Genomic DNA, 15,860 nt, shown 5'->3' on the forward strand with positions numbered 1-15,860 from the left:
GGCCGGCTCAGACGGCGGGGAAGCTGAACGTGTAGCCCTGCTGCGCCAGCCAGGGCAGGACGTCCTTGAGGGCGTCCACCGTCTGGGCGCGGGCGCCGCCGCCGTCGTGGAAGAGCACGATCGGGCCGTTCTTGAGCTGCTGCTTGACCGTGTTGACGATGGTCGCGGTGCCGGGCTGCTTCCAGTCCTTGGTGTCGACGTTCCAGCCGAGCGGACGCATCCCGTGGCTCGCGGCGATGCGGCGGTTGTCCGGCGTGAAGGCGCCGCCCGGCGCGCGGAAGTACCGCACCTTGGCCCCGCCGGCGGCCTCCTCGATCATCTTCTGGGCGTCAAGGACCTCGGAGCTCTGGTAGGCGAGGGGCTTCTTGTTCATGGCCTCGTCGTGGCTGACCGTGTGGTCGCACAGCCGGTGGCCGTCCGCGACGATCTGCTTGACGAGGGCGGGGTTGGCCTTGGCCTGCGGGCCGATCATGCAGAACGTGGCCTTCACGTCGTACTGCTTGAGCACCGCGAGGATCTTCGGCGTCCAGACCGGGCTCGGCCCGTCGTCGATGGTGATCGAGACGGACTTGCCGCCGCTCTCGGTGGCGTGGTCGATCGTCTCCGATATGCCGTCGGCGCCGGGCGGCGCGGCGGGGCCGGTCGCGTCGCCCGAACCGTCCGAGCCGTCCGGGGCGCTGTCGCTGCCGCCGGGCCCCGAGGGCGCCGGGCGGGCGACCGGCTTGTCGTCCGATGCGTGGGTGGCCGAGGCGTGCGCGAGGACGGGGCCGGGGCCGCTGGCGGATGTGTCACTGCCGAGGAACACCGCGGCGGCCACGCCGCCCGTCGTGACCAGGGCCGCCGCTGCGGCCATCACGATGCGGCGTGTGTGGGCGGTCAGTCGCGCCATGGATTCCCCATCCCCTCGGTACGTGCCGGTACGGCAGCGGAGCTTCACCAGTCGGCCACGATCGCACGATCGCGCCCGAATCCCGAAATGTGAATTCTCCGACCGGGCAGGGACGGAAAATACCCCATTCTCCGCAACCACCTGGGCGACCGGAGAGGTTGACGCGTCCTCAGTGACCCGAGGGGCGTGGTGCGCGCGCCGCGCGCCGGGACCTTGGTCCCCAACGCGCAGGCAAAGACCCCGCCAAGGGCGCTTCCGGTTCCCTTGGTGAGCAGGCGGTTCGCGGCGGGACCTTCGCCTTGGCCCTCGCGCGGCAGGACACGAGAGGCATGTCACGCCGGGCGGCGAGGCCCCGGGCGGGCCGGGCCCGTCACGCGCCGGCTGCCGGCGTGCGGCGTCCTCGGGACGGGCCGGCGGTCAGAACTCGTCGACGGTGTGCGGCAGTTCACCCGTACGCAGCGCCGCGTCCAGGGCCTCGGCCGCGCCCGGGGTGTACTCGGCGACCAGGCCCGCCATGACCAGACGGCGGACCTCGGTGCCGCCGAGGTAACAGGCGGCCAGGTCACGCACGTCGAAGGCCAGGTCAGGCGCGGCCGGGGTCGGCTCGTAGGCGCAGCCGTGCGGGGAGGCGGCCAGGCGGAAGCGGCCGGAGTTGGCCGGGATCCGGTCGTCGCGCACGTCGATCGTGAGGAAGACCTCGGTGGCCCAGGACCGCGCGGTGAGCGCGGCCCGGACGTCCACCAGGCGGATCCACAGCGCCGGGAACTGGGTGACGGCCCTGACCTGGTCCCGGTCGGTGGCGAACAGGAGCAGCGGGTCGTCGGGCGCGAGACCCCAGGCGCGGACGGTGCCGGTGAGGTCGATGCCGGCCAGATAGTTCCACAGCGCGGCCTCGCCCGCCGGGGTGTCGGCCACCAGCTCGGCGACCTGGACGGTGCCGGGCTTGGCGGGGTCGTCCTCGCGCCGGGTGCGGTAGACGGCGTACCCGGCCAGTGGTTCGCCGGTGGCGCCGAGGCCGACGACGCGGGGCGGGCCGAGTTCGCCGTCGTCCTCGTCGGTCTCGGGCAGCCACTCGCCGCGCCAGCGCTCGGCGTCCCGAGCGACGCGCCCGGCACGGCGGGCGCGGGTCGCCTCGTAGCAGGGGCCGAGTTCGGCGGGCGCGTCCTCGGGGTCGATCAGGCGCAGGGCGCGCGGGTCGGGGTCGAGGCGCAGGGCGAGCGGGCGGGTCGAGTCGATCTCGACGGAGGTGCCGTAGGTGCCCGCGCCGAAGCCGAAGCGGCCGTAGATCGCGGCCTCGGTCGCCCACAGGGCGGCGATGGGGCGGCCGTGTTCCGCGCAGCGCCGGAACACCTCGGCGATCATCCCGGAGAGCACGCCGCGCCGGCGGTGGGTGGGCGCGACGGACACGAACGTGAGCCCCGGGCACGGGAGTTCACCGCCGGGCACGGACAGGGTGAAGCGGTGCGCGACGAGAAACCCGACGAGCGCGTCGCCGTCGTAGGCGCCGACGCGGTCGCAGCGCAGCACCATCGCGCGGTGGTAGGCACGCTTGGCCGGCTCGGCGGGACGGTCGTGATAGACGAGCCACCAGAGCTCCAGGGCACGATCGACGTCGGACTCGGGCACGTCGCGGAACTCCAGCTCACTCATGCCGCGACCCTAACCCGCCCATAACGGGGCGTCACTCCCATACCGGCCGGAGCGGGGTGGGGTGGGGGCGGGACGGCCTCCGCGTGGTTGGCGGGGTGCGGGGGCCCGGGCCGCTCGGGGGTGCGGGCGGTGGGAGGAGGCGGGCCGCTGGGAGGGCGCGGGCGCTGGGAGGAGGCGGGCCGGTCGAAAGCGTGGGCGCCGGGAGGACGCGGACTACTCGGAGGACGCGGGCGCTGGGAGGAGGCGGGCCGCTCGGCAGCGCCGCCGCTCGGAGGTGGCGGGCCGCCGGGAAGTGCGGCCGCTCGGAGGGCGCCAGGTCGCCTCGGCCGGGGTGGGCCGCCGCACGGGGCGCGGCTCGGGCCCGGCTTCGCGGCTCAGCGGGCCATCTTCCGCGTCACCGCCGGGCGCGGCGCCCGGGGCGTCCGGGTCGCCACCGGCACCGTGACCGTGCCCGCCGTCAGGAACAGGGCGCCCAGCGCCAACCAGCCCGCGCCGCCGCCGTGTGTGACCAGGACCGCGACGAGCAGCGGCCCGCCCGCACGGGCCAGGTCGGAGGCGAGGCCCCAGGCACCCAGGTACTCACCCTGACGCTCCACCGCGGCGAGCCCGTACGAGATGCCCCAGCCGGAGGCCGACGCCAGCAGCTCGCCCGCAGTGAGCAGAGCCACGCCGACGGCGAGCACCGCGACCCCCCACGCGCCCGGGAGCCCGGCCGTCGTCGCCGTCACGGCGCAGGCGGCGAGCAGCACCACCCCCGCGCGCCGGCCGGCCACCGCGGCCCCGGGCACGGTGTCGCTGCCGCGCGCCGCGCGCACCTGGAGCAGGATCGCGAGCGCGGTGTTGAGGAGCATGAGCGCGGCGATCGACCAGCGGGGCGCCTCGGTGCGCTGCGAAATCCACAGCGGCAGACCGATGGTGACGACTTCGGCGTTGACGTAGAGGAGCCCGGAGAGCACGGCCAGGAGCAGGAAGCGCCCGTCGCGCAGGGCGCCGCGCCGCTTGGGTCCGGGTACGGTCGCGGCTGCCCCGGTCCTGTTCCCCTCGGGCATGCGCAGCACGATCCCCGCGACGAGCACGTAGGAGAGGCAGTTGCCGATGACCAGCGCCGCGTATCCGGCGCGGGAGTCGAGGGCGAGCACCGCGCCCGCACTGAGGCTGCCGAGCGAGAAGCCGATGTTGAGCATGACCCTGCTGTACGCGCTGGCCGCGACCAGCGCCGTGGGATCGGCCAGCTGGGCGAGGTAGGCGTTCTTGACCGGTCTGGAAGCGCTCTCGGCCAGGGAGATCAGGCACACCACCGCGAGGAAGCCAGCGAAGGAGCCGACCGCGAGATACCCGGCGAAGGCCACCGCGCGGACGAGGATCGTCGCCAGGTATATCCGGCGGTGGCCGAGCCGGTCGCCGAGCCGGCCGGCCGGGACGGACATGGCGGGGCCGAGCAGCGCGGCCACCGTGAGCCCGAGTCCGACCTGGGCCGCGCCGAGCCCGACGACCCGGGTGAAGTAGATGATGGCGCCGGTGTGGAAGAGGCCGTTGCCGATCCAGTCGATGAGGGTGGTGACGGCGTAGGCGCGCAGCGGACCGCGAGACGGCAGCAGTGCTGCCGCCCGCGTGGGGGTGGAGGACATGGCCTCCACTCAACTGCGTTGTACGGGCGGGGCACAGAGATTTAGGCTCTGCCTCAATGCTCAGCTACATCCTCGGCGTCGACGATCTCGCCGACATGCGTTTCGCCTGCTCACCGCTGCTGGAGACCGCGACAAGCCTGTGGGCGCTGCGCCGGCCGGACGCGTACGCGCTGCACCTTCCGTGGATCCGGCGTACCCGTGAGGCGCTGGCGCGCGAAGGCGGCCCGGACACGGGACTGCTCGGCGAACTCACCGTGGAGGGCAGCGGCTGGATCCCCGACTTCATCACGCCGCGCCCCGACTCGCCGCTGCCGGACGTCGCGGACGAGCTGCGCCGCCTGCGCGCCACCGCCCCGGACAAGGCGCTCGCCGATGTACGGGCCGCGTACGCGAACCGTCCGCTGCCGCCCCGGCTGTCCCAACTGGCAACCGATCCAAGGAAGTTGACGGCGGCCGTCGCGGATGTGGTGGAGGCGTACTGGGAGCTGGCGATCGCGCCGCACTGGTCGCGGATGCGAGCGGTCCTGGAGGCGGACATGGTGCACCGGGCGCAACTGCTCGCCCGGGACGGCGCGGCGGCGCTGCTCACCTCGCTCGACCCGTCGGCCACGTGGGACAACGGGCGGCTGACCCTGTTCGTGCACCGGGACCTGCACATGGCGGCGGGCGTCGACGGGCGCGGTTTCTGGCTCGTACCGACGCTGTTCGCGCACCACACGATCAGCCCGGTCGGCGCGGACGAGCGGCCCACGATCGCCTACCCGGCGCGAGGGGTGGCCACGCTGTGGGAGACCCGGCCTCCCCGGCCGGCGGGCGCGCTGGCCGCGCTGGTGGGCGGCCCGAAGTCCGCGCTGCTGACCGCGCTCTCGGGCCCCGCGTCGACGACCGGGCTCGCGCGGCGTCTGGGGGTCACGGCGAGCGCGGTCTCCCACCATCTCGCGGTCCTGCACCGCACGGGCCTCGTCAGTCGCGCGCGGGCGGGGCGGGTGGTGCTGTATGCCCGTACGGAACTGGGCGACGAACTGACCCGCGACGGCTGACCCCGTCACCCCGGGGTGCGTGCGGGCCCCGGTTCAGGCGACCGAGCCGATGTGGCGGTCCGGGGTGGTCGAGGGGTCGTGGTGGATCGGGGTGTGGGCGCCGGTCAGTGCGGCCCCGGTGCCGCCGCGCCGGTTCGCGACGATCTCCGCGGCGATGGAGAGGGCCGTCTCCTCGGGCGTACGGGCGCCGAGGTCGAGGCCGATCGGGGAGCGCAGCCGGTTGAGTTCGAGCTCGGTGACGCCCGCCTCGCGCAGCCTCTTGTTGCGGTCCAGGTGGGTGCGGCGCGAGCCCATCGCGCCGACGTAGGCGACCGGCAGCCTCAGCGCGCTCTCAAGGAGCGGGATGTCGAACTTGGCGTCGTGCGTGAGGACGCACAGCACGGTGCGCGCGTCGGTGTCCGTGCGCTGGAGGTAGGTGTGCGGCCACTCCACGACGATCTCGTCCGCCTCGGGGAAGCGGGCCTTCGTCGCGAAGACGGGCCGGGCGTCGCACACGGTGACGTGGTAGTTGAGGAATTTGCCCACCCTGACCAGGGCGGCGGCGAAGTCGATGGCGCCGAAGACGATCATCCGGGGGGCCGGGACGCTCGATTCGACCAGAACGGTGAGCGGCTGACCGCACAGGCGGCCGTCCGCGCCGAGCGAGAGGGTGGCGGTGCGGCCGGCGTCCAGGAGGGCGGCGGCCTCGTCGGCGACGGCGCGGTCCAGTTCGGGGTGTCCGCCGAGGGCGCCCTCGTAGCGGCCGTCCGGGCGGACGAGCAGGGCGCGGCCCATGAGTTCGGCGGGACCGTCGGTGATCCGGGCGACGGCGGCGGACTCGCCCCGCGCGGCGGCGGCGAGCGCGGCCGCGAACACCGGGCGCCCCGGGGCGTCCGTCCGGACCGGGGTGATGAGGATGTCGATGACGCCGCCGCAGGTCAGGCCGACCGCGAAGGCGTCATCGTCGCTGTATCCGAAGCGTTCGAGCACGGTCTCGCCGTCGTCGAGCGCCTGCTGGCAGAGTTCGTAGACGGCGCCCTCCACACATCCGCCGGAGACCGAGCCGATCGCCGTGCCCTCGCTGTCGACGGCGAGGGCCGCGCCCGGCTGCCGGGGCGCGCTGCCGCCGACGGCCACCACGGTGGCCACGGCGAACTCGCGTCCCTGCTCGACCCACCGGTTGAGCTCTTCGGCGATGTCCAGCATGTTCGGTCTCCTTAAGCAACGTATGGAGGGCGTCAGCGGCGCGGCCGCTACTTGACGCCGAGCCAGTTCTCGATGGGATGGAGGGCGAAGTAGAGGGTGAAGACGGCCGTCAGGGCCCACATGAACCCGCCGATCTCCCGCCACTTGCCCTGCGCCGCCTTGATCACGGTGTAGGCGATGACACCCGCGCCGACGCCGGCGGTGATGTTGTACGTGAACGGCATCAGGACCACGGTGAGGAACACCGGGATGGAGACCGACCGGTCGCTCCAGTCCACGTGTTTGGCGGCGCTCATCATCATCGAGCCGATGACCACGAGGGCCGCGGAGGCGACCTGGGCGGGAACGAGCTGGGTGACCGGGGTGAAGAAGAGGCAGGCCGCGAAGAAGAGGCCGGTGACGACAGAGGAGAGGCCGGTACGGGCGCCCTCACCGGCGCCGGACGCGGACTCGATGAACACGGTCTGGCCGGAGGCGCCGGCGACGCCGCCGATCGCACCGCCCGCGCCGTCGATGAACAGCGCCTTGGACAGGCCCGGCATGCGGCCCTGCTCGTCGGCGAGCTTGGCCTCCTGGCCGACGCCGATGATGGTGGCCATCGCGTCGAAGAAGCCGGCGAGCACCAGGGTGAAGACGATCATCGTGACGCTGATGGCGCCGATGGAGCCCCAGCCGCCGAACTCGACGTGGCCGAAGAGTCCGAAGTCGGGCGAGGAGACCGCGCTGCCCTTGAGGTCGGGGGCGGTGCCGCCCCAGTCCGCGTCGGTCAGGCCCGCCACCTTGGTGACCACGAAGGACAGGACGCTGCCGGTGACGATGCCGATCAGGATCGCGCCGGGCACCTTGCGGGCCTGGAGCGCGAAGATCAGGAGCAGGGTGATCGCGAAGAAGAAGACGGGCCAGCCCACGAGCTGACCGGTCACGCCGAGGGTGACCGGCGGACCGTGTTCGGGGCCCTTGCCGACGAATCCGGCCTTCACCAGGCCCAGCAGGGCGACGAACATGCCGATGCCCATGGTGATCGCGTGCTTGAGCGCCAGCGGAATGGCGTTCATGATCATCTCGCGGAGGCCGGTGACGACCAGGAGCATGATGACGGCGCCGTACAGGACGCACATGCCCATGGCCTGCGGCCAGGTCATGTTCGGGACCACCTGGGTGGTCAGGGCGGCGGAGACGTTCAGACCCGCGGCGAGCGCGAGCGGGACCTTGCCGATGAAGCCCATCAGCAGCGTGCTGACCGCGGCCGCGAGCGCGGTGGCGGTCACCAGTCCCGCGTGGCCCAGGGTGTGCTTGTCGACATCGGGCGTCGAGAGGATCAACGGGTTGAGCAGGAGGATGTAACACATCGCCATGAAGGTGGTGATGCCGCCGCGCACCTCCTGCGCGAGCGTCGATCCTCTGTCGGATATGTGGAAGTACCGGTCGAGCCAGGACCTGCCGGCGGGCGGACGGGAGCCGGAGCCCGCGTCCTCGGCGGTGGTCTTCGGCTCCAGGGACTGCTGGGTCATGGTGCCTACTCCCAAGGTTCACAGGGGCACCCGCATAAGACTTGAATCCTCAGGTCAGACAAGCTGCGGGATTTGGGATGGTGCGTGGGCTGCACGACCCGGGGGACGGCCCGAGACGAACGGTTACTGCTCCTGCCGGGGTACCGCGTCGGTACCGCAGGGCAGCTGACTACGGGCGTTGCTGGTGTGACTCCGGGCGGCGCGGGCGTCGGAAGTGTGACGTTCCTGGGAGGCACGCACCGCCCGGAGGGCTTGTGAGGAGGAGCGGGCCGGGGATGTGACCCCCGGGGAGGACATCTCTTTCACCCGCTCCCCCAGGGGGTCAGGCTCCGGTGCCCGTCAGGTGCTCGGGGCGGACCGGGGTCTTGGTGAGCTCAAGGCCCGTCGCGTTCCGGATCGCCGCGAGGACGGCCGGGGTGGACGACAGGGTCGGCGCCTCACCGATGCCGCGCACGCCGTACGGCGCGTTCGGGTCGGCGAGTTCGAGGTAGTCGACCGGGATGGTCGGCGTGTCGAGGATGGTGGGGAGCAGGTAGTCCGTGAAGGAGGGGTTGCGCACCTTCGCGGTCTTCGGGTCGACGATGATCTCTTCCATCACCGCGATGCCCAGGCCCTGGGTGGTGCCGCCCTGGATCTGGCCGACGACGGAGAGCGGGTTGACCGCCTTGCCGACGTCCTGGGCGCAGGCCAGCTCGACCACCTTGACCAGACCGAGCTCCGTGTCGACCTCCACCACCGCGCGGTGCGCGGCGAAGGCGTACTGCACATGGCCGTTGCCCTGACCGGTGACGAGGTCGAAGGCCTCGGTGGGGCGGTGGCGCCACTCCTCCTCCACCTCCACGACCTCGTCCTCAAGGACCTCCACGAGGGTGGTGAGGACTTCGCCGCCGTCGGTGACGACCTTGCCACCCTCCAGCAGGAGTTCGGCGTTGGCCCACGCCGGGTGGTAGGAGCCGAACTTGCGCCGGCCGATCTCCAGGACCTTCTCGCGGACGATCTCGCAGGAGTTCTTGATGGCGCCGCCGGTCATGTACGTCTGGCGGCCCGCGGAGGTCGAACCGGCCGATCCCACCTGGGTGTTGGCGGGGTGGATGGTGACCTGCGTGACGCCGAGCTCGGTCCGGGCGATCTGGGCGTGGATGGTGACGCCGCCCTGGCCGACCTCCGCCATGGCGGTGTGGACGGTCGCGACGGCCTCGCCGTTGATGACCTCCATGCGGATCCTGGCGGTCGAGTAGTCGTCGAAACCCTCGGAGAAGCCGACGTTCTTGATGCCGACCGCGTAGCCGACACCGCGTACGACGCCCTCGCCGTGCGTGGTGTTGGACAGGCCGCCGGGCAGCGCGCGGACGTCGGCCTGCTCGCCGGCCGCGAGCCACTGCTGCTCGGGCGGCATCGGACGGGCCTTGACGCGGCGCAGCAGTTCGGCGACGGGGGCGGGCGAGTCGACCCGCTGGCCCGTCGGCATGATGGTGCCCTGCTCCATGGCGTTGAGCTGGCGGAACTCCACCGGGTCCATGCCCAGCTTCGCCGCGAGCTTGTCCATCTGGGCCTCGTAGGCGAAACAGGCCTGGACCGCGCCGAAGCCGCGCATGGCGCCGCAGGGCGGGTTGTTGCTGTAGAGGCCGATCGCCTCGATGTCCACGTCGTCGATGACATAGGGACCGACCGAAAGGGACGAGGCGTTGCCGACGACCGAGGCCGTGGACGAGGCGTAGGCGCCGCCGTCGAGCACGATCTTGCACTTCATGTGCGTGATCTTGCCGTCCTTGGTGGCCCCGTGCTCGTAGTAGAGCTTCGCGGGGTGGCGGTGGACGTGGCCGAAGAAGGACTCGTACCGGTTGTAGACCATCTTGACCGGCTTGTTGGTGCGCAGGGCGAGCACCGAGGCGAGGATCTGCATCGAGATGTCCTCGCGGCCGCCGAACGCGCCGCCGACGCCGGCCATCGTCATGCGCACCTTCTCCTCGGGCAGGCCGAGGCAGGGGGCGATCTGCTTGAGGTCGGAGTGCAGCCACTGGGTGGCGACGTACAGGTCGATGCCGCCGTCCTCTGCGGGCACCGCGAGGCCGGACTCCGGGCCGAGGAAGGCCTGGTCCTGCATGCCGAAGGTGTACTCGCCCTTGACGATGACGTCGGCGCGCCTGGCCGCCTCGGCGGCGTTGCCGCGGATGATCGGCTGGCGGTGGACGATGTTGGGGTGCGGGACGTGGCCCGCGTGGTGGTCGTTCCGGTTCTCGTGGACCAGGATCGCGTCCGGGGCGGTCGCCGAGGCCTCGTCGGTGATGAGCGGCAGCTCGCGGTACTCGATCTTGATCTTGGCGGCGGCGCGGCGCGCGGTCTCCGGGTGGTCGGCGGCCACGAGGGCCACCGGCTCGCCGTGGTGGCGCACCTTGCCGTAGGCGAGGACAGGGGTGTCCTGGAACTCCATGCCGTAGTTCTTGGCGGCCGGCAGGTCCTCGTGGGTCAGGACGGCGTACACGCCGTCCATCGCCAGCGCCTCGGAGGTGTCGATGGACACGATCTCGGCGTGCGCGACGGTGGACCGCAGGGCCTGGCCCCACAGCATGTCCTCGTGCCACATGTCCGAGGAGTAGGCGAACTCGCCGGTGACCTTCAGCGTGCCGTCGGGGCGCAGCGTGGATTCACCGATGCCGCCCTTGGTCGCGCCCTGGGTGACGTTCCTCGGGATGCCCGTGGTGGTACCAGCCATGATCAGACCGCCTCTCCCTGACGGACCGCGGCCAGACGGACCGCGTCCAGGATCTTCTCGTAGCCGGTGCAGCGGCACAGGTTGCCCGAGAGCGCTTCGCGGATGTCCGCGTCGGACGGCTCGGCGTTGCGCTCCAGGAGCTCGTCGGCGGCCACCAGGAGACCGGGGGTGCAGAAACCGCACTGCACGGCGCCGGCGTCGATGAAGGCCTGCTGGATCGGGGAGAGCGTGCCCGCCTCTCCGGTCCGGCCGTCCTGGGGCTTGGCCTGCCACTGCTTGGCGGCGTCGATGGAGGTGCCGCAGGCGCCGGAGGCGCAGCCGCCGCCGGGGTGGGCGTCGGTGCGGTGGGCGGCGTAGTCGGCCAGCCCTTCCACGGTGACGACCTCGCGGCCCTCGACCTGGCCGGCCGCGACCAGACAGGAACACACCGGCACGCCGTCCAGGCGCACCGTGCAGGAGCCGCACTCGCCCTGCTCGCAGGCGTTCTTCGAACCGGGAAGCCCCATGCGCTCGCGCAGGACGTACAGAAGGCTCTCGCCCTCCCACACGTCGTCGGCCTCCTGCTTACGGCCATTGACCGTGAAATTGACGCGCATGGTCATGCAGCTCCTTCAAGGGTGCGGCCGTTGCCGCGGTACGACTCCCAGGTCCACGTCAGCGTGCGACGGGCCATGACACCGACGGCGTGACGGCGGTAGTTCGCCGTGCCCCGGACGTCGTCGATCGGGTTGCAGGCGCCCGAGGCGAGCTGGGCGAACTGCTTGGCGATCGAGGGGGTGATGATCTTTCCGCTCTCCCAGAACCCGCCCTCTTCGAGCGCCGCGTTCAGGAATTCCTCGGCCGCCTTCGCCCGAATGGGGGTCGGGGCCGCCGAGCCGATGCCGGTGCGGACCGTGCGCGTCTGGGGGTGCAGCGCGAGCCCGAAGGCGCAGACCGCGATGACCATGGCGTTGCGGGTGCCGACCTTGGAGAACTGCTGGGGGCCGTCCGCCCTGGGGATGTGGACGGCCTTGATCAGCTCGTCCGCCTCCAGGGCGTTGCGCTTGACGCCCTTGTAGAACTCGTCGATGGGGATGAGCCGGACGCCGCGCGCCTGCGACTCGACCTCGACGTCGGCGCCGGAGGACAGCAGCGCGGGGTGGGCGTCACCGGCCGGCGAGGCACAGCCGAGGTTGCCGCCGACGCCGCCCCGGTTGCGGATCTGCGGGGAGGCGACCGTGTGCGAGGCGAGGGCGAGGCCCGGCAGCTCCGCCCGCAGGTTCTCCATGATCTTCGTGTACGGGACGGAGGGGCCGAGCCGGACGCTCTCCTCACCGGTCTCCCACTGGGCCAGCTCGCCGATGCGGTTCAGGTCCAGAAGGTACTCGGGCCGGCGGTGGTCAAAGTTGATCTCGACCATCACGTCGGTGCCACCCGCAATGGGCACAGCGGTGGGGTGCTCTGCCTTGGCGGCGAGCGCCTCCTCCCAGCTGGCGGGGCGAAGGAAGTCCATGAGTGGCTCTCTTCTTCTCAAATCGGGGTCATTCGCGCGGGTCCCGGTGACGGCAGGCCCTCGACATCTCAGTCGTTCATGTGCTGTTAACGCGGTGTGGGCTCAGTACACAAGCCGCGCGGCGCCGGGGTGCAGTCACTGAAACCATGAAGGAGTTGGCTGGTCTCCGCTCACGTCTTGTAGATTCGTATGAAAGGCGGTGTTCCGTTACCTCACCGCTTTCCAACGGCAACATCAAGACAGATCGGCGGCGACACGCGATGCGGCTGCGCGCACTTCTGGAAACCGACGCGCTGGGGCTGCGGCTGCTCGGCGGCGAGGACGAGCTGGACCGCACGGTGCGGGGGGTCATGACCACGGACCTGCGGGATCCCAGTCGCTACCTGACGGGCGGCGAGCTGGTTCTGACCGGTCTCGCCTGGCGACGCGACGCCGAAGATTCCGAGCCATTCGTACGCATCCTCGCGGGCGCGGGCGTGGCGGGCCTCGCGGCCGGCGAGGCCGAACTCGGAGCCATTCCCGATGATCTTGTGTTGGCTTGTTCTCGCCATCGGCTGCCGCTCTTCGCGGTCCATGAGTCGGTCGCGTTCGCAACCATCACCGAGCATGTCGTACGCCAGGTGTCCGGCGAGCGCGCCGGCGACCTGGCGGCCGTGGTGGACCGCCACCGCAGGCTGATGACCTCGGGCCCGGCCGGCGGCGGCCCCGAGGTGGTCCTCGATCTGCTCGGCTCCGACCTCGATCTGCGGGCCTGGGTGCTTTCTCCCACCGGCCGCCAGATCGCGGGCGTCGGCGACCCGCTGGCCCCCGCGCTCGGCGCCGCGCTGGCCGCGGAGCACCTGGGCGCCAGCCGCACCGGCCGCCGGGGCCCGCACCGGGCCGCCATCGACGGGGTGACCTACTCGCTCTTCCCGATCCGCAACAACGCCCGGGGAGCCGCCCCCGCCTCCCGGGACGTGCGCGAGAGCGTGCTTTCGGACTGGCTGCTCGCCGTCGAGGCCGACGCGAGCGACTGGCCGGCCGCCCGGCTCGACCTCCTCCAGGGCGTCACCCAGCTGATCGCCGTCGAGCGCGACCGGCGCGACGCGGCGCGCGCGGTCCGCCGCCGCCTGGCCCAGGAGGTCCTTGAGCTGGTGCAGACCGGCGCCGCGCCGGCCGAGATCGCCGCCCGGCTGCGGGTCGCCGCCCCCGTGCTGCTGCCCGGCCTCGGCTCGGCCCCGCACTGGCAGGTCGTGGTGGCCCGGGTGGACTGGGAGCGCGACGCGGGCGCGGAGATCGCGGGGGGCCCGGTCGCCCAGTCGCTCCTTGAGGAGATCCTGGTCGACCCCGCCGTCGTGGGACCCGAGTCCCTTGACCGGATCGCCGTGGCCCACGCGGGCGACGAGGCGATCGCGCTCGTCCCGCTGCCCCCGGTCACCGGCGAGAGCGCCGAGGGCGGCCTGCACGCCGACGTGCTGCTGAACGCGGTGCGCGCGCCGCTCGCCGCCGGCCTCGCCGACGACGGCCGCCTGACCCTGGGCGTCAGCGCCGCCGTGCACTCCGCCGAGGGGCTGCGCGGCGCCCTGGAGGAGGCCCGGCACGCACGCCGGGTCGCCGCGGCCCGCCCGGGCCGGGTGTGCGCGGCCGGCCACCACGAGCTGGCCTCGCACGTGCTGCTGCTGCCGTTCGTACCGGACGACGTGCGGCGCGCCTTCACCGCGCGCCTGCTCGACCCGCTGCGCGACTACGACCGGCGCCACCGCGCCGAGCTGATCCCGACCCTGGAGGCCTTCCTGGACTGCGACGGGTCGTGGACGCGGTGTGCGACGCGGCTGCATCTGCACGTCAACACATTGCGCTACCGGGTGGGCAGGATCGAGCAGTTGACGGCCCGTGACCTGTCGCGTCTGGAGGACAAGCTGGACTTCTTCCTGGCGTTGCGGATGAGCTGACGGTCGGCTCCGGCCACTCCGGGACGTTTGTGAACTCATTCACGCACCCCCCTTGGCCCGGCGCGCCATTCCATGCTGAGATGCGGCATCGACTCATCGGCTCGATGGCGCGCTCGGGGAGGGCAACGTGGCGCACACCGCCATGTCTGGTTCCGGAACGACTGCTCATGACGGGGATCCGCTCCAGACCGCGGTGTGGCGGCTGCGCTCGCGCGGCTGCTGGACGGACGCGGCCGCGCTGCTCGAACCCCACGCCACGGCCCCGGCGGGCGCGCTCCAGCGCACCGCCCTGCTGACCGAGCGGTGTGTGTACACCGAGTCGGGCTGGGCGGAGGCCGACGAGGCGCTGCGCGGCGCCGAGGCCGTCGCCCGCAGCGACGAGGAGCGCGGCGCCGCCGCCTGCGAACGCGGCTATCTCGCTTACGCCTCAACCCTGTTCGGGGTGCGCGACCGGGCGGACGAGGCGCGCTCGGCGTTCGGCCGGGCGGCGGCGCTGACCGCGCCGGAGGGCCCGGGCCGGCCCCTGCTCGACTTCCGGCGCGGGCTGTTCGCGGAGAACGTGGCCGACGCGCCGCAGGCCGCCCGCGCCGCCTACCGCCGCGCCCACGAGGGCGCCGCCGCCCACGGCGACTTGCTGCTGCTCTCCTTCACCTGGCGCCATCTGGCCGGACTCGCCCTGCGCGAGGGGGAGTTGGCGCAGGCGCGGCAGGGTTTCACCGAATCCCTGCGGATCCGCGAGGAGCTGGGATACCTCATCGGCACGGCGCCCGCGCTCGCCTCCCTCGCCGACACCGAGGAGGAGCCGGTCTCCACCCGGCTGCGCACGGAAGCGGCCCGTCTCGTACGCCTCCTGGGCGTGCCCACCTGGTTAGTGACCCACCTGGGCGCGGTGCCTCCCCCGTCGCCGGCGACCTGACACCAGGTCAGACGGCAAGGTGACGAAGCGTCAGGCCGCAAAATGACGCCGTGTCAGGCGCGCCGTCGGCGGGGGCTCAGAGCGCCGAGCCGGTGAAGTGCTCGCGCACCAGCGCCTGGACGACCGGCAGGTTCTGGGCGCACAGGGCGTCCAGGAGTGCCTGGTGTTCGGCCGCGTCGGCCACCAGGTCGCCGCGGCGCGTCACCGGCGCGGCGGTCAGCGGCCACTGGGCGCGCCGGTGCAGATCGTCGGCCACCTGCACCAGTTGCTCGTTGCCCGCGAGCGCGAGGACCGCCCGGTGGAAGGCGCGGTCGCGTTCGGCGTAGCCCGCGCGGTCGCCGGTGGCCGCCGCCTCGATGGTGGCCTCGGCCAGGGGGCGCAGCTCGACCCAGCGCCGCGCCGGGACCGTGCGGGCCAGCCGTAGCATGACGGGCACCTCGATCATGGCCCGCACCTCGGCGAGCTCCGCGAGCTCGCGCGCGCTGCGCTCGGTGACCCGAAAGCCCCGGTTCGGCACGACCTCGACGGCGCCCTCGAGGCTGAGCTGCTGCATCGCCTCGCGCACGGGGGTGGCGGAGACCCCGAACCGTTCGCCGAGCGCGGGCGCCGAGTACACCTCGCCGGGGGCGAGCTCGCCGTCGACCAGGGCGGTGCGCAGGGCGGCCAGGATCTGGCCGCGTACCGAATGGCGGTGGACGGAGCGGGACGCGGGCGGTCCGCCGTGGACGTGCTCGCCGCGCGGGTCACCGGCGCGCGCGCCCGGGCCCTTCGCCTGCCCGGGGACGCGGGGTGCCCCGGACGGCGGCACGGCCGCCTCGCGCGCTCTGCCCTGCTCCACCCCGGCCTCCCACGGCTCCGTCTGCCCCCACAGACCATAGGCGGACCAAGCGCGAGGTCAAACATGG

Annotated in this window: 12 protein-coding genes; 3 read left to right on the forward strand and 9 right to left on the reverse strand. The window is 72.6% G+C overall.

Annotation, left to right across the window (positions count from 1 at the left end):
• Window positions 1-7: 7 nt before the first annotated feature.
• The 3 genes from ACFYM2_RS07705 to ACFYM2_RS07715 all read right to left on the reverse strand — a co-directional run bounded on the left by ACFYM2_RS07705 (window position 8) and on the right by ACFYM2_RS07715 (window position 4,167).
• Window positions 8-889 (reverse strand): polysaccharide deacetylase family protein, encoded by an 882-nt coding sequence (locus ACFYM2_RS07705; RefSeq protein WP_388834194.1) that lies wholly within the window; start codon window positions 887-889, stop codon window positions 8-10.
• Between the two features lie 417 nt (window positions 890-1,306).
• Window positions 1,307-2,539 carry a GNAT family N-acetyltransferase gene (locus ACFYM2_RS07710; protein ID WP_388834197.1) on the reverse strand — a complete coding sequence of 411 codons (1,233 nt, stop codon included), beginning with the start codon at window positions 2,537-2,539 and terminating at the stop codon, window positions 1,307-1,309.
• A 374-nt stretch (window positions 2,540-2,913) separates the two neighbouring features.
• The gene (locus ACFYM2_RS07715) at window positions 2,914-4,167 is read right to left on the reverse strand and encodes an MFS transporter (RefSeq protein WP_388462056.1); all 1,254 of its coding nucleotides are present in this window, start codon (window positions 4,165-4,167) and stop codon (window positions 2,914-2,916) included.
• A gap of 56 nt (window positions 4,168-4,223) precedes the next feature.
• Here ACFYM2_RS07715 and ACFYM2_RS07720 point away from each other — a divergent pair, with 56 nt between their 5' ends.
• Window positions 4,224-5,207 (forward strand): DUF5937 family protein, encoded by a 984-nt coding sequence (locus ACFYM2_RS07720; RefSeq protein ID WP_388462055.1) that lies wholly within the window; start codon window positions 4,224-4,226, stop codon window positions 5,205-5,207.
• Between the two features lie 33 nt (window positions 5,208-5,240).
• Here ACFYM2_RS07720 and ACFYM2_RS07725 read toward each other — a convergent pair whose 3' ends face one another.
• From ACFYM2_RS07725 to ACFYM2_RS07745, 5 genes are all read right to left on the reverse strand, one after another.
• Window positions 5,241-6,392: an XdhC family protein gene (locus ACFYM2_RS07725; protein ID WP_388462053.1), complete on the reverse strand. Its 1,152-nt coding sequence runs from the start codon at window positions 6,390-6,392 to the stop codon at window positions 5,241-5,243.
• 47 nt (window positions 6,393-6,439) lie between these two features.
• A complete protein-coding gene (locus tag ACFYM2_RS07730) occupies window positions 6,440-7,903 on the reverse strand; it encodes an NCS2 family permease (RefSeq protein ID WP_359007908.1) in 1,464 nt (487 codons plus the stop codon).
• Between the two features lie 322 nt (window positions 7,904-8,225).
• Window positions 8,226-10,616: a molybdopterin cofactor-binding domain-containing protein gene (locus ACFYM2_RS07735; protein ID WP_359007905.1), complete on the reverse strand. Its 2,391-nt coding sequence runs from the start codon at window positions 10,614-10,616 to the stop codon at window positions 8,226-8,228.
• Between the two features lie 2 nt (window positions 10,617-10,618).
• Complete coding sequence (locus tag ACFYM2_RS07740) at window positions 10,619-11,212, reverse strand: (2Fe-2S)-binding protein (RefSeq protein WP_359007902.1); 594 nt, start codon at window positions 11,210-11,212, stop codon at window positions 10,619-10,621.
• Between the two features lie 2 nt (window positions 11,213-11,214).
• A complete protein-coding gene (locus tag ACFYM2_RS07745) occupies window positions 11,215-12,108 on the reverse strand; it encodes an FAD binding domain-containing protein (protein WP_359007900.1) in 894 nt (297 codons plus the stop codon).
• Between the two features lie 260 nt (window positions 12,109-12,368).
• On the opposite strand from ACFYM2_RS07745, the gene ACFYM2_RS07750 reads away from it, so the two are divergent.
• Both ACFYM2_RS07750 and ACFYM2_RS07755 read left to right on the forward strand, forming a co-directional pair.
• Window positions 12,369-14,039 carry a PucR family transcriptional regulator gene (locus ACFYM2_RS07750; protein ID WP_388834200.1) on the forward strand — a complete coding sequence of 557 codons (1,671 nt, stop codon included), beginning with the start codon at window positions 12,369-12,371 and terminating at the stop codon, window positions 14,037-14,039.
• Window positions 14,040-14,181: 142 nt separating this feature from the next.
• Window positions 14,182-14,955, forward strand: a complete 774-nt coding sequence (locus ACFYM2_RS07755) for a hypothetical protein (RefSeq protein ID WP_388462094.1) — start codon at window positions 14,182-14,184, stop codon at window positions 14,953-14,955.
• 76 nt (window positions 14,956-15,031) lie between these two features.
• Here the strand turns inward: ACFYM2_RS07755 and ACFYM2_RS07760 are convergent, their stop codons facing one another.
• Window positions 15,032-15,793 carry a GntR family transcriptional regulator gene (locus ACFYM2_RS07760; RefSeq protein ID WP_388834203.1) on the reverse strand — a complete coding sequence of 254 codons (762 nt, stop codon included), beginning with the start codon at window positions 15,791-15,793 and terminating at the stop codon, window positions 15,032-15,034.
• Window positions 15,794-15,860: the final 67 nt, after the last annotated feature.

It is taken from the genome of Streptomyces sp. NPDC006711 (assembly GCF_042869775.1).
Classification (GTDB): domain Bacteria; phylum Actinomycetota; class Actinomycetes; order Streptomycetales; family Streptomycetaceae; genus Streptomyces.